The organism is Janthinobacterium sp. AD80, assembly GCF_002878455.1.
GTDB lineage: Bacteria > Pseudomonadota > Gammaproteobacteria > Burkholderiales > Burkholderiaceae_D > Janthinobacterium.
Genome location: NZ_NRDQ01000011.1, coordinates 41281 through 59843 on the forward strand (window position 1 = coordinate 41281; position 18563 = coordinate 59843).

Here is an 18563-nt window from a genome sequence, read left to right on the forward strand (position 1 = left end):
GTGACACAGACGAAACCTCAAGGCTCTGCTTTCCGGCTTGAATCGAATAAAAACTGCTGCTACAACTACATGACAAATACGATGCAGACGACAAAGGAGCCAAAGTCGGATTTCCCCCCTTGCGAGGGGAAACCTCAGACTTTGACTCGGGCGCTAACTGACGCCAGTACAGATATTACTTCATCGAAGCGGTTGCGCCGGCTTCAACCAGTTTCTTAACTGCAGCTTCAGCGTCAGCTTTCGACACTGCTTCTTTCACAGTTTTTGGTGCGCCATCGACCAGGTCTTTAGCTTCTTTCAAGCCCAGGCCGGTGATTTCGCGAACTGCTTTAATGACGCCAACTTTGTTTGCGCCGAAGGTGTCCAGCACAACGTTGAACTCGGTTTGCTCTTCAGCAGCTGCTGCTGGGCCAGCTGCAGGACCGGCCGAAGCCATTGCTGCTGCGGACACGCCGAATTTTTCTTCGAATGCTTTAACCAGGTCGTTCAGGTCCATTACGGACATGGCGCTAACTGCTTCCAGGATATCGTCTTTGCTAATTGCCATTTTGAAACTCCTAAATTTATTACGTTAGTTACATCAGATTGGTACTGAGAGAAAAAAGCGCGCGCAATTAAGCGGCTGCTGGGGCTTCTTCTGCTGCTGCTTCTGCAGGAGCTTCGGCGCCTTCGCCTTTTTTCGCTGCCAGGGCAGCCAGACCACGTGCAAAGCCCGAAACCGGAGCCAGCATAACGCCCAACAACTGCGAAATGAGGACTTCACGGCTAGGAATGCTCGCCAACGCGGTGACAGCAGCTGTATCCAGCGGCTTGCCTGCGTAGTTACCTGCTTTGATGACCAGTTTGTCGTTGGTTTTAGCGAAGTCAGCAATGACTTTAGCTGCTGCAACGGCATCGGCCGAGATCGAGTAGATCAACGGGCCGGTCATGGCATCTGCCAGGCTGGCGAATGCGGTACCTTCAACGGAGCGACGAGCCAGAGTGTTTTTCAACACACGCAGGTACACGCCTTGGGCACGCGCTTTAGCACGCAGTTGCGTCAAGTGACCAACCTGGATGCCACGATATTCGGCCACGACGATCGTTTGCGCATTTGCTACTTGTGCGGAAACTTCGGCGACGACGGCCTTTTTGTCATTCAGATTGAGACTCACGGTCAACCTCCTTAAATGATGTTCGGCAATCACAACCGAGTGGTTGAGCGCCTTGCATCGGTTCGAACACGGCGTCCGAAGTCAAGAAGTACTAAACTGAGCGGATACATTCACGCAGCATGAGGACTACAAAACTTGTTCGGGTACACCATCTGCGTTGGGCACTGGCCGTTGCCGGCCAGCCTATTAACCTTCTGCATGTGCGATCGCAGTCGGCCCAACGGTCTTTGATTGTCTGCCTGCCTGGTGCGAACACCGGGCAAACAGCCCAAAGATGCGCCCGCAGCGCCCGAAGGCGCGCGGGACTTGATTCTTTACTTAAGCTGCCAGGCTAGCCTGGTCAACACGGACGCCAGCGCCCATGGTCGACGACAGCGAAACTTTGCGCAGGTACACGCCTTTGCTCGATGCTGGCTTGGCTTTGTTCAGCGCGTCGATCAGTGCGACCAGATTCGACTTCAGATCTGCGTCAGCGAACGATTTACGGCCGATGGTAGCGTGGATGATACCGGATTTGTCGGTACGGTACTGAACTTGACCGGCTTTCGCGTTTTTCACGGCGGTAGCGACGTCAGGAGTAACAGTGCCAACTTTCGGGTTAGGCATCATGCCGCGTGGGCCCAGGATCTGACCCAGGGTACCAACGATACGCATGGTATCTGGCGAAGCGATAACGATGTCGAAAGGCATGTCGCCGGCTTTGATCTGCTCAGCCAGGTCTTCCATACCAACGATGTCGGCGCCAGCAGCTTTAGCCGCTTCCGCTTTTTCGCCCGACGCGAACACTGCCACGCGTACGGTTTTGCCGGTACCAGCTGGCAGCACGACGGAGCCGCGCACCACTTGGTCGGATTTCTTAGGATCTACGCCCAGTTGTACCGATACGTCGATCGATTCATTGAACTTGGCCGTTGCGCACTCTTTGATCAGAGCGACAGCGTTGTCGAAAGCGTACACTTTGGTACGGTCGACTTTGGCTTTCAAAGCCTTGATACGTTTGGATAACTTAGCCATTATACAACACCTTCCACCGTGATACCAATCGAACGAGCGGAACCAGCGATGGTGCGTACAGCAGCATCCATGTCGGCAGCGGTCAGATCAGGGGTTTTCAATTTAGCGATTTCTTCAGCTTGTGCGCGGGTCAGCGTACCGACTTTGTCGGTATGTGGCTTCGGCGAACCTTTGGTGATCGCAGCAGCTTTTTTGATCAGGTAGGTTGCTGGAGGCGTCTTCATCACGAAAGTGAAGGACTTGTCAGCGAACGCGGTGATCACGACAGGAATTGGCATGCCTGGCTCCAGACCTTGGGTCTGTGCATTGAAGGCCTTGCAGAATTCCATGATGTTCAGACCACGTTGACCCAGAGCTGGACCGATTGGTGGGGATGGGTTTGCTTTACCAGCTGGCACTTGCAGCTTGATAAAACCAATGATTTTCTTTGCCATGATGGCTCCTATCTTGGATTGAGTAGTAGCGCCCCGCCGATCCTACCCTGGCGGGGCTCCTCTGACCGGATTCTGCTGAGACTACCGCAACGCTCCTGGTGGCGCTTTCAAACCTGCTGCGCGGGGCGATTTGCAGCTTCCGATGCTCACTGTGCATTCGCACAGTTCCGCTTCTCAGCCACAACTCACATCCGCTCGCTACGGTTTTGTGAACCGTCTTTAAACTTTTTCGACCTGGCCGAATTCGAGCTCTACCGGGGTAGCGCGGCCGAAGATGGTGACCGAGACGCGTACTTTGGATTTCTCGTAGTTGACTTCTTCGACATTGCCGTTGAAATCGGTGAACGGACCATCCTTGATGCGCACTTGCTCGCCCACTTCGTACAAGGTCTTCGGACGGGGCTTTTCAACACCTTCCTGCATCTGGCGCATGATGGCATCGATTTCGCGCGCGGAGATCGGCGTCGGCTTGTTCGATTTGCCACCGATGAAGCCGGTAACCTTGCTGGTATTCTTGACCAAGTGCCAGCTCTCGTCCGTCATTTCCATTTCCACCAGCACATAGCCAGGATAGAAACGACGTTCGGTGACGGACTTCACACCATTCTTGACTTCAACTACTTCTTCGATCGGCACGAGGATCTGGCCGAACTGGTCTTGCATGCCCGCGCGCTCGATGCGCTCGGTCAGTGCGCGCATGACGCTTTTTTCCATGCCGGAATAAGCATGCACGACATACCAGCGCTTGCTGCTCACTGGCACGCTCAGCGCTGCACCAGTATCCGCTGCCGGAGCGTCGCCCGGAACGGATTCGTCCGCCGCTTCATCATGCACATTTTCGCTCATTATTTTTTCCAACCAAGAATTACGTCATACAACAAAAACTCGAGCAATTTATCCGTACCCCACAGGAAAATCGCCATGACCAGCACAAAGGCAAACACGATCGCAGTGATCTGCGTGGCTTCTTTGCGGGTCGGCCAAACGACTTTCTTGGTTTCGCGCACAGCTTCTTTGGCGAAATTGAGAAATTCACGGCCGGTCGTCGAGACATACAAGAGCGCAACAGCAATAACCAAACCAGCCACAAGCGCGCTTGCACGCACCAGAGCTGGTTGGCCTGCCAGGTAATAAAACCCGACTACTCCTGCAATCGCAGCCACTATTGCCAGCGCGACTTTTATCTTGTCACTCGACGTGCTAACGGTTTGCACGGATTGATTTGACATTTTTCTACTTTCGGTGCCCTGCACCTTGACGGTGGCAGGGACGGAGGGCATCGAACCCCCAACCTTCGGTTTTGGAGACCGACGCTCTGCCAATTGAGCTACGTCCCTACGTAAAACTTTCGAGGAGTGCTATTCTACCACCCAGGACGCCCCGGGTGGAAGCATAACATTTCCTTATGCGATGATTTTTGCAACCACGCCGGCGCCAACGGTACGGCCGCCTTCGCGGATAGCGAAGCGCAGACCTTCTTCCATCGCGATCGGGTTGATCAGCTTGACGGTGATCGACACGTTATCGCCTGGCATGACCATTTCTTTGTCTGCTGGCAACTCGATCGAACCAGTTACGTCCGTCGTGCGGAAGTAGAACTGTGGACGGTAGTTGTTGAAGAATGGCGTATGACGGCCGCCTTCGTCTTTCGACAGAACATAGATCTCGCCGGTGAAGTGGGCGTGTGGCTTGATCGAGCCTGGCTTCGCCAGAACTTGACCACGTTGCACGTCTTCACGCTTGGTGCCGCGCAGCAGCAGACCAACGTTGTCGCCAGCTTGACCTTGGTCCAGCAGCTTGCGGAACATTTCCACGCCGGTGCAAGTCGTTTTGACGGTATCGGTGATACCAACGATTTCGATCTCTTCGCCGACTTTAACAATGCCGCGCTCGATACGACCGGTAACAACGGTACCGCGACCCGAGATCGAGAACACGTCTTCCACTGGCATCAGGAATGCACCGTCAACAGCGCGCTCTGGCGTTGGGATGTAAGCATCCAGCGCATCGGCCAGACGCAGCACTGCGTCAACGCCCATTTCGCCTTCTTTGCCTTCCAGCGCCATACGTGCCGAACCTTTGATGATTGGCAGGTCGTCGCCTGGGAATTCGTACTTCGACAACAGCTCGCGCACTTCCATTTCAACCAGTTCCAGCAGCTCTGCGTCGTCGACCAGGTCGCACTTGTTCAGGAACACGATGATGTATGGAACGCCAACTTGGCGGGCCAGCAGGATGTGTTCGCGGGTCTGTGGCATTGGGCCGTCAGCTGCGGAGCATACCAGGATCGCGCCGTCCATCTGCGCGGCACCGGTAATCATGTTCTTGATGTAGTCGGCGTGGCCTGGGCAGTCAACGTGAGCGTAGTGACGGGTTTCCGTTTCGTACTCGACGTGGGCGGTGTTGATCGTGATACCGCGCGCTTTTTCTTCTGGAGCTGCATCGATCTGGTCGTATGCTTTAGCTTCGCCGCCGAATTTCTTCGACAGAACCGTTGCGATTGCAGCGGTCAGCGTGGTTTTACCGTGGTCGACGTGGCCGATGGTGCCGACGTTGACGTGCGGCTTGGTCCGTTCGAATTTACCTTTTGCCATTTTATTCTTCCTTAGAACAATGATTTAAATGTAGGGACCGGCATTCTCGTGAAAGCCGGCCCGGAACTTCTATTACTTAGCTTTCGAGCTTACGATCGCTTCAGTCACATGCTTAGGTGCTTCAGCATAGTGCTTGAATTCCATCGTGTAAGTCGCACGACCTTGGGTCGAGGAACGCAACGATGTAGCGTAGCCGAACATTTCCGACAGCGGTACTTCGGCCTTGATGATCTTGCCGCCACCGCCAGCAATTTCATCCATACCTTGCACCATGCCGCGACGCGACGACAGATCGCCCATCACGGTACCGGCGTAGTCTTCCGGCGTTTCCACTTCCACGGCCATCATTGGCTCCAGGATGACTGGCGATGCTTTGCGGCAGCCATCTTTGAATGCCATCGAAGCGGCCATGCGGAATGCATTTTCGTTCGAGTCAACATCATGGTACGAACCGAAGAACAGCGTGACTTTCACGTCAACGACTGGGTAGCCAGCCATCACGCCCGAAGTCAGCGTGTCGCGCACACCTTTTTCAACTGCAGGGATGTATTCGCGAGGAACGGTACCGCCCTTGATCGCGTCAACGAATTCAAAGCCCTTGCCTGGTTCTTGCGGTTCGATCTTCAGAACCACGTGACCGTATTGACCACGACCACCCGATTGCTTGACGAATTTGCCTTCCGACTCTTCGCACACTTTACGGATCGTTTCGCGGTAAGCCACTTGTGGCTTGCCGACGGTGGCTTCAACGTTGAATTCGCGCTTCATGCGGTCAACGATGATGTCCAGATGCAACTCGCCCATACCGGCGATGATGGTCTGGCCCGATTCTTCATCGGTACGCACGCGGAACGATGGATCTTCTGCTGCCAGACGGTTCAGCGCCAGGCCCATTTTTTCCTGGTCGGCCTTGGTTTTTGGCTCAACCGCTTGCGAAATCACTGGCTCAGGGAAGACCATGCGCTCCAGAACCACGCTTGCCTTGTCGTCGCAAAGCGTATCGCCGGTGGTGGTGTCTTTCAGACCCACAACAGCGGCGATGTCGCCAGCGCGCATTTCCTTGATTTCTTCGCGTTCGTTCGCTTGCATCTGCACGATACGGCCGATACGCTCTTTCTTCTGCTTCACGGAGTTCAACACCGAGTCGCCCGAATTCAGGGTACCCGAGTAGCAACGGATGAAGCACAGCTGACCCACGAACGGATCGGTTGCGATCTTGAATGCCAGCGCCGAGAATTTCTCGTTGTCGTCAGCTTTACGCTCGACTGGCTGCTCATCTTCGTCCAGACCTGGGACTGGTGGAATGTCCACTGGCGATGGCAGGTACTCGATGACCGCGTCCAGCATGGCTTGCACGCCCTTGTTTTTAAAGGCGGTACCGCACAACATTGGAACGATTTCGCTGGCGATGGTACGCTGACGCAGGGCAGCCTTGATCTCGTCTTCCGACAGGTCGCCTTCTTCCAGGTACTTGTTCATCAGGTCTTCCGACGCTTCAGCAGCGGCTTCAACCATGTTCTCGCGCCACTTGGCAGCATCAGCGGCCAGGTGTGCAGGAATGTCTTCGTATTCGAACTTCATGCCTTGCGAAGCGTCGTCCCAAATGACGGCCTTCATCTTGACCAGATCGATAACACCGGTGAACACGTCTTCAGCGCCGATAGGCATCTGGATAGGCACCGGGTTAGCTTTCAGGCGCGAACGCATCTGATCGTAAACCTTGAAGAAGTTGGCGCCGGTACGGTCCATCTTGTTGACGAAGGCCAGACGTGGCACTTTATACTTGTTAGCCTGACGCCATACCGTTTCCGATTGTGGCTGCACGCCGCCGACTGCACAGTAAACCATGCAAGCGCCATCCAGAACACGCATCGAACGTTCCACTTCAATGGTGAAGTCAACGTGGCCTGGGGTGTCGATGATGTTGATGTGGTGAGCTGGGAAGTTGTTAGCCATGCCTTTCCAGAAGCACGTAACAGCAGCCGAGGTAATCGTGATACCGCGCTCTTGCTCTTGTGCCATCCAGTCGGTGGTGGCAGCGCCATCATGGACTTCGCCCAGCTTGTGGTTCACGCCTGTGTAGAACAGGACGCGCTCGGTCGTGGTCGTCTTACCTGCATCGATGTGAGCGGAGATACCGATATTACGATAGCGCTCAATGGGGGTCTTGCGGGCCATAATTAATCCTAAATGAATGGACAAAACCGAGCAGCATTTTTTTGCAAAAATGAGCCCGGCCTCGAACAACAGATGCTTGACAGCCGCCTTGCGGTAGCTGGCTTTATATTAGAAGCGGAAATGCGAGAACGCTTTGTTCGCTTCAGCCATACGATGGACTTCGTCGCGTTTTTTCATCGCGCCGCCGCGGCTTTCAGCCGCTTCCATCAGCTCACCGCCGAGGCGTTGTGGCATCGATTTTTCGCTGCGCTTGTTAGCAGCTTCACGCAACCAACGCATGGACAGGGCCATACGACGGACTGGGCGAACTTCGACCGGCACCTGGTAGTTTGCACCACCGACGCGACGGGATTTCACCTCAACCAACGGCTTGGCGTTGTTGATTGCGGTAGCAAAAACTTCGAGCGGATCTTTGCCCGATTTTGCTGCGATGTGCTCGAAGGCACCGTAGATGATGTTTTCTGCAACCGATTTCTTACCGGACAGCATCAGCACGTTTACAAATTTAGCGACATCAGTGTTGCCGAATTTTGGATCTGGCAAAATTTCGCGCTTGGGTACTTCACGACGACGTGGCATATCAATTCCTTTCAATCTTCAGTTGAGCGCGCGTTCTTCGCACACTCGCGGACGACCATCATAGTCCTCCACTTACTCGACCAGATGCGGTCGACTACATTCACTTAGCTAGTTGCCACTGAGCGAAACTTGGGTTTGCTGCGTACAACTTATTACTTCTTGCCTGCTTTAGCGCGCTTGGTACCGTACTTCGAACGCGATTGCTTACGGTCTTTAACGCCTTGGGTATCCAGGGCACCGCGAACCATGTGGTAACGCACACCCGGCAAATCCTTGACGCGGCCGCCGCGCAACAGCACAACACTATGCTCTTGCAGGTTATGGCCTTCACCGCCAATGTACGAAATGACTTCGAAACCATTGGTCAGGCGAACTTTAGCGACTTTACGCAGAGCCGAGTTTGGCTTCTTTGGAGTCGTGGTGTAAACACGTGTGCAGACGCCACGCTTTTGCGGGCTGTTTTCCAGCGCCGGCGATTTGCTCTTCACGGTCAAAGCGACGCGTGGATTGCGAATCAATTGATTGATGGTTGGCATCGTTATAAATCCAACAAAAAACTACGATTAATAACCCGGGCAAGATGCCCGGCGACTAAAACCTCGTCCCGCTTTCATCTGCTGCGCACCGGCGGCGCCCGCAGCCACTCGATTAGGAGCGGCCATGAAATGCCAAGTAACACGTAAACGATGTGCAGAATAAAATCGAGAACTCGCTAGTTTAGACCTTGTGTTACAGGGGGTCAATCAGTTTACGGCTTTTTGCTATAAAAAAAGGCAAAGATCCGCCCATTTTGTGGCGTTTTGGCTAATTTTTCCCGCTGACACGGTCATCACCCACTTGCCGATTTGAAACTCTTTCTCTGCAGACACGCCGCTGCCGGGGCCGCTCTTGTATGACCACAAGATGACAAAAGGAATGATAATAGCGGACATTTTTCGCTGCCCTCCCTTATGCGCCCCTTGCTCCGTCCCGCCAATCTGTTCCTGCTGCTGACCTACGCCCTGCTGACGGCCGTGCCCTTCCTTCCCGCGCTGCTGGGGCGTCCGCTCGAGCATCCATGGCAGATGCTGACGTTCGAACTGCTGGCCTGGCTGGCCGTCTGGTGCGTCTTCAAGCGGCCCGCGTATTTCCACTGGCTGCTGCTACCGGCCTTCCTCGCCCTGCCGACGGAAATCTACCTGTTCATCTTCTATGGCCAGGGCATTTCCACGCACCACCTGGGCATCATCGTGGAAACCAGCCCCAAGGAAGCGATGGAGTTTCTGGGCCAGAAGGTCTGGCTGATGGGCGCCGTGATGCTGGGCGTCATCGCCTGGTGCGCCCTGAGCTGGCATGCGGCCACGCGCACGCGCGACCTGGACTGGCGCGGCAAGACGCGCCCGGCCGCCTTCGCGCTGCTGCTGATGCTGGGCGCTTTCTGGGGCTATGGCTATGAATTCGGTTTCGACGCCAAGGTCCTGCATAGCGCCGCCGCGTCCGCCAAGGCCAACAAGCCGGCGGCCAGCGCCAAGGCGGGCGCCTCCGGCTTCGGCGACGCCAGCGCGGCCGACGACGAGTCAGCCGAGGAAGACGAGGAAAGCAGCAAGCCGGAAAACGCCAGCATCGCCGGCGCCGACGAGACGGGCCTGGGCTGGCCCAGCCTGCCCCACTGGGCACGCCTGCCCTACACCTTCGAGACCATCAGCAATGCCTGGCCCTTCGGCCTGATGGCGCGCGGCCTGGACTTTTACAAGGAACGCAAATACCTGGCCGAACTGGGCCAGAAAAGCAGCACTTTCCGTTTCGGCGCGCACCAGCAAAATCCCGATACCCAGCCGGAAGTGGTGGTGATGGTGATCGGCGAATCGTCGCGCTACGACCGCTGGAGCCTGAATGGCTACGAGCGCGACACGAATCCCCTACTGAAACAGGAAAGCAACCTGGTGCCGCTGGCCGACGTCATCACGGCCGTTTCCGCCACGCGTTTGTCCGTGCCGGTGATCATCTCGCGCAAGCCGGCCACGCAAAGCCTGAAGGATGGTTTTTCGGAAAAATCCTTCCTGACGGCCTACAAGGAGGCGGGCTTCAAGACCTACTGGCTGTCGAACCAGATCTCGTTCGGCCAGTTCGACACGCCCGTTTCCGTGTTTGCCAAGGAAGCGGACGTGGTGCAGTTCCTGAACCTGGGCGGCTTTACCAACAATTCGAACTTCGACCAGATCCTGTTCGACCCGCTGAAAAACGCGCTGGCCGATCCGGCGCCGAAAAAGCTCATCGTGCTGCACACCCTGGGTAGCCACTGGAACTACAGCCAGCGCTATCCGAAAGCGTTCGACAAATGGCAGCCCTCGCTGTTCGGCGTCGACAAGCCCGTCTACACGGATACGGCCATCAAGCCGCAGCTCAACAACAGCTATGACAGCTCGATCCTGTACACGGACTGGTTCCTGTCGAACGTGATCGGCATCCTGAAGGACGATGGCCAGCGCATGGCCCTGCGCAGTTCTCTCGTCTACGTGGCCGACCACGGCCAGACCCTGTACGACGGCACCTGCCGCCTGGCCTTCCACGGGCATAACACGCAGTTCGAGTTCCACGTGCCCGCCTTTGTCTGGTATTCGCCGCAGTTCCAGCAGCATTACCCGGACAAGGTGGCGCAGCTGCAGCGCCATCAGAAGGCGCGCCTGTCGACGGAAAACATGTTCCACACCCTGCTTGACCTGGGCGACATCCGCTTCGCCGGCGAACAGCCGGAATGGAGCATCGCCAGCCCGCGCTTCAAGCAGCACAAGCGCTACGTCGACAGCTACGGCTGGACCAACTACGACAACGCCATCATCCGCGGCGACTGCCGCGAAGTGATCGACAAGAGCACGCCGGAAAAGCAGGACAAATAAGCGCTGCCCTCAAGCCCGCTCCAGCACCCCCGCGCAATCGGCCGGCTGCGCCATGTGGGTGCTGAGCCAGTCAAAGACGCGCCCGGCCTTGTCCGCGATGCCGGCATCAAAGCCCCGCTGCGCCAGCAGGGCGATGCCGTTGGTGGCCTGCAGCACGCCGGGCGCCAGCAGCAGCGCGCCATCGGCGTCGCGGCGCACGCACCAGGGCGCCAGGCAGTCTTCCAGCAAGGGGCCCAGCACCAGGTTGTGCGAGGACACGATCACCAGGTGCCGCGCCGCCAGGCTGTGCAGCACGGCCGCCGCTGCCGCCACCGATTCGAGGTGGTTGGTGCCACGGAAAATCTCGTCGATCAGGAACAATGCCGGCGTGCCGTCCTCGGCCAGCGCCAGCAGTTCGCGCGCGCGCCGCAGTTCGGCGATATATAAACTTTCGCCGCCATCGAGCGTATCCTCGTTCTGCATGCTTGAATACAGCGGCGCCATCGGCACGCTGGCCGCCTGCGCATAGCAAAAGCCGAAGGCGCGCGCGCTGACCAGGTTCAGGCCCACGCCGCGCAGCAAGGTGCTCTTGCCGATCGCATTCTGTCCCGAGATGAAGGCGCCGCGGCCATCGAGGCGCAGGGACAGCGGCACGGCGCCGCCCAGCAGCGGGTGCACCATCGCCTCGAACGACAGTTGCCGCGCGCCCGCTTCCTGTGCCCAGCAGAACTGCGCGCGGCCGCGCAGGTGGCGCGCCAGGGCCAGGTCCGCTTCCAGGTCGGCCAGCAGCAAAAAGCTCTGGCGCAGGAAGGCGCGCTCGCGCCGCACCACGCGCAGGCTATGAAAATAGCGGCGGATATTGCCCAGCATGAGCCAGTCGTCATATTCACTCAGCATTGGCACCATCTTGATCCAGCGCAGCGGCGTGATCTGGCGGTTGATCGCGCCTGCCGCACGGCCGCCTTCGCACAGCGCCGCCGTGAATGGCATGTCGAGCGCGGCCAGGCGGCCATGCACCAGCAGTATGCGCTGCAGGGTAAACACGCTGCGCTCCCACGGCTTGCAGCGCTCATGAAAACGCATCTGCAGCCCCATCAGGAACAGCCAGACAGGCACCACGACGGCCCATGCCTGCGGCGCGACCAGCCATGCGGCCAGCAGCGCCACCAGCAACGCCAAGGTGGGCAGCAGCAGCCAGCGGCTCCACCAGGGCACTGCGGCGGGTGCGGCGCCGCACAGCAGCGCCGCCACTTCCATGTCGACCGTGCGCAGCGGCAGCATGGCCTGTTCGAGCGCCGCCTGCTGTCCCGGCGCGGCCAGCAGGGCCGCGATGCGCGCGCGTGACGCGGGGTTCGCCGTGCCGCTGGCCAGACGCTGGTGCAGGCGCTGCTGACCGAGGATGCTGGTCTGCTCGCCCAGCTGCGCATGGTAGTCGTCGAGCAGCATTTCGTCCCACGTCTGGCCATCGAGCTGGCGCGCGCCACCTTCGACCTGCTGCAGCATGGCGATGTCGCTGGGGGCGAACGGATAATCGAATTCGGCCGGCTCGGGCAGGCTGGCGAACTGGCGCAGCCAGCGTTTTTGCGTGGCGAACGGGCTCTGTTTGAAGGGCGAGGCAGGCATCATGCTCCAGAAAGTGAGCAGCATGGCGCCGCGCGCCATCACTGCGGGCAACAGATCAGGACGATTGCCAGATTATCAAGATCCCTGCGCCTGTCCTGTCCGCAGGACGCGCGCGGACACCCGCTGGCCGGCGCGGACACCCCGGACAGCCGGACACGCGATTTTTTCTCCTTGCCAATCAAAGGCTTATGCATTGGCATGGATCGTGCATTGAAAAAACCATTGTCCACGAAATGTCCACCATGATCCGCGATACTTCTTCCCAAGATGCCGTAGTGAGCGCGCCACCGGGCCAGCGCCACAAGAAACGCGCCCTGCTGCTGGCCGGTGCCGTCATCGTCATCGGCGGCGCCGTCGCCGTGTTTGCCGGCTGGCGCAACAGCGAACACTCCGTCAACGCCAGCCGTTTGCGCATCGCCGACGTCACGCGCGGCACCCTGATCCGCGACGCCGCCGTGAATGGCCGCGTGGTGGCCGCCATCAGCCCCACCCTGTATTCCACCACGGTGGCCACCGTCACCTTGAAAGCCAAGGCGGGCGACACGGTGAAGAAAGGCGACATCCTCGCCGTGCTGGAATCGCCGGACCTGTCCGATGCGCTGAAACGCGAACAGTCAAGCGTGCAGCAACTGGAGGCGGAAGTGGCGCGCCAGCAGATCCTGGCCAAGAAACAGAAGCTGCTGGCGCGCCGCGAAGCGGACACGGCGGAGATCGAGCGCCTGTCCGCGCAGCGCACCCTGGAGCGCTACGAGAGCGTGGCGCAGGTGGGCATCATCGCCAAGATCGACTACCAGAAGGCCAAGGATGCCTTGAATTCCGCCGAGATCCGCAGCAAGCACGCCTCGCAGGCGGCAGGTCTGGAAAGCGAGGACGTGACCCTGGCGCTGAAGACCAAGGCGAATGAACTGGAACGCCAGCGCCTGAGCCGCGACAATGCCCAGCGCCGCGTCGACGAACTGACCGTGCGCGCGCCCGTGAACGGTTTCATCGGCACCCTGTCGGTGGCCAATCGCAGCGTGGTGCAAGCCAATACGGCGCTGATGACCCTGGTTGACCTGTCGCAGCTGGAAGTGGAGCTGGAAGTGCCGGAAACGTATGTGGCCGACATCGGCCTGGGCATGGGCGCGGAGATCGAGACGGGCGCCATCAGGGCGACCGGCAAGCTGTCGGCGCTGTCGCCGGAAGTGGTGAAGAACCAGGTGCTGGCGCGCGTGCGCTTCAATGGCGAACAGCCGGCCGGACTGCGCCAGAACCAGCGCGTCACGGCGCGCCTGCTGATCGATGAAAAACCGAATGTGCTGATGCTGGCGCGCGGTCCCTTCGTCGAAGCCGACGGCGGCCGTTTCGCCTACGTCGTGCGCGATGGCGTGGCCATCCGCACGCCCATCAAGATGGGCGCCACGAGTGTCTCGTCGGTGGAAATTCTCGGTGGCCTGAAGCTGGGCGACAAGGTCGTTGTCGCCGGTACGGAAGCGTTTGACAACGCCGCCCGCGTCTCCATCAATCAATAAACCGCATCCCATCCCAGAAAGAGGCACGCCATGCTGCGCATGCAAAACCTGAACAAAGTCTACCGCACCCACATGATCGAAACGCACGCGCTGCGCGGCTTCGAGATCCACGTCAAGCAGGGCGAATTCGTCACCGTCACGGGGCCGTCCGGCTCCGGCAAGACGAGCTTCCTGAACATCGCCGGCCTGCTGGAAGAATTCACGGATGGCGAATACATCCTCGACGGCGTCAACGTGAAAGGCATGAACGACAATGCCCGCTCGCGCCTGCGCAATGAAAAACTCGGTTTCATCTTCCAGGGCTTCAACCTGATTCCCGACCTGTCGCTGTTCGACAATGTCGACGTGCCCCTGCGCTACCGCGGCTACAACAGCGCCGAGCGGCGCGAACGCATCGAGGATGCGCTGGCCAAGGTGGGCCTGGCCTCGCGCATGAAGCACTACCCGGCCGAGCTGTCGGGCGGCCAGCAGCAGCGCGTGGCGATCGCGCGCGCGCTGGCCGGCTCGCCCAAGCTGCTGCTGGCCGATGAACCGACCGGCAACCTCGATACGCAGATGGCGCGCGGCGTGATGGAACTGCTGGAAGAAATCAATGCGCAAGGCACCACCATCCTGATGGTCACCCACGATCCGGAACTGGCGCTGCGCAGCCAGCGCAACGTGCACATCATCGATGGCCAGGTCTCGGACCTGGTGCACAAGGAGCCGTCGCTGGCCAGCAGCCCGGCCAAGGCCGGCAGCCACACCGCCACCGCCTGAGGACAGATCCATGCTCCAGTACTACTTCCTGCTTGGCCTGCGCAGCCTGCGCCGCAACCCTGCCCTGACGGCGCTGATGGTGCTGACCCTGGCCATCGGCGTGGCCGCCAGCATTTCGACCCTGACCATCCTGCACGTCATGTCGGGCAATCCGCTGCCGCACAAAAATGGCCGCATGTTCGTGCCGCTGGTCGACAACGGCTCGCTCACCGGCTACACGCCGGGCAACGAGTCAGGCGACAAGCAGCTCAGCTACCGCGATGCCGTCAACTTCCAGAACAGCAAAATCGGCGAGCGCCGCAGCGTCATGTACGGCGTGAGCGGCGCCATCGAACCGGAGCGCAAGGATATCGGCGCCTTCAGTTCGCAGGGCATCGCCGCCTACCGCGACTTCTTCCCCATGTTCGAGACGCCGTTCCTGTACGGCCAGCCATGGAGCGCGGCCGACGATGCGGCCGGCGCCGACGTCATCGTCCTGTCGCGCAAGCTGGCGGAAAAACTGTATGGCGACAGCAACCCGGTTGGCCAGCGCATGACCTTCATGGGCTTCCAGTACCAGATCACGGGCGTGCTCGACAAATGGGATCCCGTGCCGCGCATCCACCGCATCATCGGCAGCGGCGCCTTCGGCAGCGAAGACAGTTATTTCATCCCGTTCAGCAGCGCCATCCGCCACCAGACGGGCCACAACGGCAGCATGAATTGCAGCGGCAACCGCGAACCGGGATTCCAGGGCACGCTCGATTCGGAATGCACGTGGATGCAGTTCTGGTTCGAGATGGCCAGCGATGGCCAGCGCGGCGAACTGCAGAATTACCTGGACAGCTACGCACAGGAACAGCGCAAGCTGGGCCGCCTGAAACGGGCCGCGCCGAACAAGCTGTTTACCATCGATGAATGGCTGGCGCACCTGCGCGTGGTTGGCAACGACAACAAGCTGTCGGCCTGGCTGGCCTTCGGTTTCCTGGCCCTGTGCCTGGTCAACACCATCGGCCTGCTGCTGGCGAAGTTTTCCGTGCGCGCTTCCGAGGTGGGCATCCGCCGCGCGCTGGGCGCCTCGCGCGGCGACATCTTCCGCCAGTTCCTCATCGAGACGACCGTCATCGGCCTGGCCGGCGGCGTGCTGGGCCTGCTGCTGTCCTTCGGCGCGCTGGCACTCATCGGCATGCAGTCGAAACAGCTGACCGTCGCCGCGCACATGGATTGGGTGATGCTGGCCATGACCTTCGTCATTTCGGTCGCCGCCGCCATCCTGGCCGGCTTGCTGCCGACCTGGCGCGCCTGCCAGGTGACGCCGGCCATCCAGCTCAAATCCCAATGACCGCACACACCGCACACGAATAGGACACCATGGAAATCCGACCCATCCTGTCTGCGCTGATGCGCAGCAAAACCGGCGCCATCCTGGTTGCCGTGCAAGTGGCCCTGAGCCTGGCCATCCTGGCCAATGCCCTGCATATCGTCAACGTGCGCCAGGAAGTGGCGGCACGCCCCAGCGGCGTGGCGGCCGAGGGCGACGTCTTCCACCTGCTGGCGCGCAACCTGCGCCCGCTCGGCCACAATGAAGAACTGGCCCTGCAAAAACGCCTGGCCGCCGCCGCGCGCGCCGTGCCCGGCGTCGTCTCCGTGGCGCAGGTGAGCCAGGTGCCGCTGTCGCGCAACGGCAGCAACAGCGGCTTCGCCGCCAGCCGCAAGCAGGAAAACAGCACCGCCGTTGCCGCCGTGTACATCACGCCGGATTCCCTGATCAAGACCTGGGGCCTGCAGCTGCGCGAAGGGCGCGATTTCACGCCCGCCGAAATCGCCGAGATCGACCAGAACGTGACCGAGGTATTTCCGCCGCAAGTGATCGTCACGCGGGCCATGGCCGAAAAAATCAATCCGGGCGGTGGCAGCGCGCTGGGCATGCCGCTGTTCCTCGGCACCGGTGAAAATGCCCAGCAACTGCAAGTCGTCGGCGTCGTCGAGCGCCTGCAAAGCCAGGGCGCGGAAGTGGGCGAACAGGGCGAATACTCCGTGATCTTTCCCGTGCGCCTGACGGGCGACGGCGATACCCTGCTGACCATCCGCGCGGAGCCGGGCCAGCGCGACCGCGTGATGAAGGAGGCCGAACAGGCGATCCGCGCGGCCACGCCGGACAAGCTGATCGTGCGCATCCGCAGCCTTGAGGAAGACCGCAGCACGCGCTACCGCGCCGACCGCGCGCTGTCGTGGATGCTGATCACGGTGTCGGCCCTGCTGCTGCTGGTCACCGCCAGCGGCATCGTCGGCATCGCCAGCCTGTGGGTGACGCAGCGGCGCAAGCAGATCGGCGTGCGCCGCGCCCTGGGCGCGCGCCGCGTCGACATCCTGCGCTACTTCCTGACGGAAAATTTCATGATCACCAGCGTCGGCGTGGCGGTGGGCGTGGTGCTGGCCCTGGCGCTGAACCAGCTGCTGGTCAGCCAGCTGGAAATGGCGCGCCTGCCCTTGCCGTATCTGCTGGGTGGTGCACTGCTCTTCTGGCTGCTGGGCCTGGGCGCCGTGTATGGCCCGGCCTGGCGCGCGGCCAGCATTTCGCCGGCCACCGCCACGCGCAGCACGTGAGCTTTCATCGCTGTCATGGCGGCCATGAGAATGTTATGCTGCGCGCATGCCTACCGTACTGATAATTGACGACAATGCCGCCGTGGCCATCGCGCTCGACGTGCTGTTCTCGCTGCACGAGATCGATGCGCTGCGCGCCGCCTCGCCCGAGGAGGGCCTGGCCCTGCTGGCGCGCCATCCCGTCGACCTGGTGGTGCAGGACATGAACTTCACGGCCGACACCACCTCGGGCGAGGAAGGCAGCGCCCTGTTCCACGCCATCCGCGCGCGCCATCCGGACCTGCCCGTGATCCTGCTGACGGCATGGACGCAGCTCGATGCGGCCGTCGACCTGATCAAGTCGGGCGCGGCCGACTACCTGGCCAAGCCATGGGATGACCGGCGCCTGATCGCGTCCGTGCACAACCTGCTGGAACTGGGACAAGCCAGCCGCGCCCTGCGCCAGCGCGTGGTGCAGGAGCGGCGCCAGCGCCACGCGCTCGAAGACAGCTTCGATTTGCGCGGCATGGTCTGGCAAGACCCGGCCACGGAACGCGTCGTGCACCTGGCGTGCCAGGTGGCGCGCGCCGACGTGCCGGTGCTCATTTCCGGTCCGAACGGCAGCGGCAAGGAACACATCGCCGCCATCGTGCAAGCCAATTCCCAGGTCGCCGGCGGCCCCTTCGTGGTGCTCAATTGCGGCGCCGTGCCGGTCGACCTGATCGAGGCCGAACTGTTTGGCGCGGAAGCGGGCGCCTACACGGGGTCCACGCGTGCGCGCGACGGCAAGTTCGATGCGGCCGACGGCGGCACCCTGTTTCTGGACGAAATCGGCAACCTGCCGCTGGCCGGGCAGATGAAACTGCTGCGCGTGCTGGAAACGGGCCGCTTCGAGCGCCTCGGCTCGAACCGCGAACGGCAGGTGAAGGTGCGCGTCATCAGCGCCAGCAACGCCGACCTGCCGGCCATGATCCGTGCCGGCACCTTCCGCGAAGACCTGTTTTACCGCCTGAACGTGATCGAGCTGCGCCTGCCGCCGCTGGTCCAGCGTCCGGCCGACATCCTGGTGCTGGCGCGGCACTTCCTCGGTCCCGGCAAGGCACTGCATGCGCAAGCCGAAGCGGCGCTGCAAGCCCATGGCTGGCCCGGCAATGTGCGCGAGCTGAAAAACGTCATGCAGCGCGCCAGCCTGCTGACGGCCGGCAGCGTGATCCATGCGCAGGAACTGGGCTTGCCGCAGGCAAGCGCGCCAGCGCTGCGCACGCCGCCCGACCCTGCCGGCGCCGAACCCGATCGC

At 60.3% G+C, this 18563-nt stretch carries 18 protein-coding genes and 1 tRNA gene; 6 read left to right on the forward strand and 13 right to left on the reverse strand.

Features of this window, described 5'->3' with window-relative positions; genetic code table 11:
• Nucleotides 1–175: 175 nt before the first annotated feature.
• The 12 genes from rplL to JaAD80_RS30515 form a co-directional block, all read right to left on the reverse strand.
• On the reverse strand, nucleotides 176–547 hold the full coding sequence (gene rplL / locus JaAD80_RS02960) for a 50S ribosomal protein L7/L12 (RefSeq protein ID WP_070223390.1): 372 nt from the start codon (nucleotides 545–547) through the stop codon (nucleotides 176–178).
• A 67-nt stretch (nucleotides 548–614) separates the two neighbouring features.
• A complete protein-coding gene (gene rplJ / locus JaAD80_RS02965) occupies nucleotides 615–1154 on the reverse strand; it encodes a 50S ribosomal protein L10 (protein WP_034753621.1) in 540 nt (179 codons plus the stop codon).
• Nucleotides 1155–1472: 318 nt separating this feature from the next.
• Nucleotides 1473–2168 carry a 50S ribosomal protein L1 gene (rplA, locus tag JaAD80_RS02970; RefSeq protein WP_034753134.1) on the reverse strand — a complete coding sequence of 232 codons (696 nt, stop codon included), beginning with the start codon at nucleotides 2166–2168 and terminating at the stop codon, nucleotides 1473–1475.
• Nucleotides 2168–2602 carry a 50S ribosomal protein L11 gene (rplK, locus tag JaAD80_RS02975; protein WP_034753131.1) on the reverse strand — a complete coding sequence of 145 codons (435 nt, stop codon included), beginning with the start codon at nucleotides 2600–2602 and terminating at the stop codon, nucleotides 2168–2170. Before rplK ends, rplA begins: the two co-directional genes overlap by 1 nt.
• A 219-nt stretch (nucleotides 2603–2821) precedes the next feature.
• The gene (nusG, locus tag JaAD80_RS02980; RefSeq protein WP_092719293.1) at nucleotides 2822–3448 is read right to left on the reverse strand and encodes a transcription termination/antitermination protein NusG; all 627 of its coding nucleotides are present in this window, start codon (nucleotides 3446–3448) and stop codon (nucleotides 2822–2824) included.
• Entirely contained in the window at nucleotides 3448–3831 is a 384-nt protein-coding gene (gene secE / locus JaAD80_RS02985; RefSeq protein WP_010394308.1) for a preprotein translocase subunit SecE, read from the reverse strand. Before secE ends, nusG begins: the two co-directional genes overlap by 1 nt.
• A 32-nt stretch (nucleotides 3832–3863) precedes the next feature.
• A tRNA-Trp gene (locus tag JaAD80_RS02990) sits at nucleotides 3864–3939 on the reverse strand.
• A 66-nt stretch (nucleotides 3940–4005) separates the two neighbouring features.
• Nucleotides 4006–5196: an elongation factor Tu gene (gene tuf, locus JaAD80_RS02995; protein ID WP_077398776.1), complete on the reverse strand. Its 1191-nt coding sequence runs from the start codon at nucleotides 5194–5196 to the stop codon at nucleotides 4006–4008.
• A 72-nt stretch (nucleotides 5197–5268) separates the two neighbouring features.
• A complete protein-coding gene (gene fusA, locus JaAD80_RS03000) occupies nucleotides 5269–7374 on the reverse strand; it encodes an elongation factor G (RefSeq protein ID WP_102292810.1) in 2106 nt (701 codons plus the stop codon).
• A gap of 108 nt (nucleotides 7375–7482) precedes the next feature.
• The gene (gene rpsG / locus JaAD80_RS03005) at nucleotides 7483–7953 is read right to left on the reverse strand and encodes a 30S ribosomal protein S7 (RefSeq protein WP_010394377.1); all 471 of its coding nucleotides are present in this window, start codon (nucleotides 7951–7953) and stop codon (nucleotides 7483–7485) included.
• 152 nt (nucleotides 7954–8105) lie between these two features.
• Nucleotides 8106–8489 carry a 30S ribosomal protein S12 gene (gene rpsL, locus JaAD80_RS03010; protein ID WP_010394376.1) on the reverse strand — a complete coding sequence of 128 codons (384 nt, stop codon included), beginning with the start codon at nucleotides 8487–8489 and terminating at the stop codon, nucleotides 8106–8108.
• A 225-nt stretch (nucleotides 8490–8714) separates the two neighbouring features.
• Entirely contained in the window at nucleotides 8715–8885 is a 171-nt protein-coding gene (locus tag JaAD80_RS30515) for a hypothetical protein (protein ID WP_180979269.1), read from the reverse strand.
• Nucleotides 8886–8903: 18 nt separating this feature from the next.
• Here JaAD80_RS30515 and JaAD80_RS03015 point away from each other — a divergent pair, with 18 nt between their 5' ends.
• A complete protein-coding gene (locus JaAD80_RS03015) occupies nucleotides 8904–10829 on the forward strand; it encodes a phosphoethanolamine transferase (protein WP_180979270.1) in 1926 nt (641 codons plus the stop codon).
• A 9-nt stretch (nucleotides 10830–10838) separates the two neighbouring features.
• Here the strand turns inward: JaAD80_RS03015 and JaAD80_RS03020 are convergent, their stop codons facing one another.
• Nucleotides 10839–12455 carry a DNA mismatch repair protein MutS gene (locus JaAD80_RS03020; RefSeq protein ID WP_102292819.1) on the reverse strand — a complete coding sequence of 539 codons (1617 nt, stop codon included), beginning with the start codon at nucleotides 12453–12455 and terminating at the stop codon, nucleotides 10839–10841.
• Between the two features lie 218 nt (nucleotides 12456–12673).
• Between JaAD80_RS03020 and JaAD80_RS03025 the strand changes: the two genes are divergently transcribed.
• From JaAD80_RS03025 to JaAD80_RS03045, 5 genes are all read left to right on the forward strand, one after another.
• A complete protein-coding gene (locus JaAD80_RS03025) occupies nucleotides 12674–13942 on the forward strand; it encodes an efflux RND transporter periplasmic adaptor subunit (protein WP_102292820.1) in 1269 nt (422 codons plus the stop codon).
• 30 nt (nucleotides 13943–13972) lie between these two features.
• The gene (locus JaAD80_RS03030) at nucleotides 13973–14701 is read left to right on the forward strand and encodes an ABC transporter ATP-binding protein (protein WP_102292811.1); all 729 of its coding nucleotides are present in this window, start codon (nucleotides 13973–13975) and stop codon (nucleotides 14699–14701) included.
• A gap of 10 nt (nucleotides 14702–14711) precedes the next feature.
• The gene (locus JaAD80_RS03035; RefSeq protein WP_102292812.1) at nucleotides 14712–16022 is read left to right on the forward strand and encodes an ABC transporter permease; all 1311 of its coding nucleotides are present in this window, start codon (nucleotides 14712–14714) and stop codon (nucleotides 16020–16022) included.
• Nucleotides 16023–16051: 29 nt separating this feature from the next.
• A complete protein-coding gene (locus JaAD80_RS03040) occupies nucleotides 16052–17287 on the forward strand; it encodes an ABC transporter permease (RefSeq protein WP_102292813.1) in 1236 nt (411 codons plus the stop codon).
• A 46-nt stretch (nucleotides 17288–17333) separates the two neighbouring features.
• On the forward strand, nucleotides 17334–18563 hold a 1230-nt coding region (locus JaAD80_RS03045; RefSeq protein ID WP_102292814.1), incomplete at its 3' end, for a sigma-54 dependent transcriptional regulator.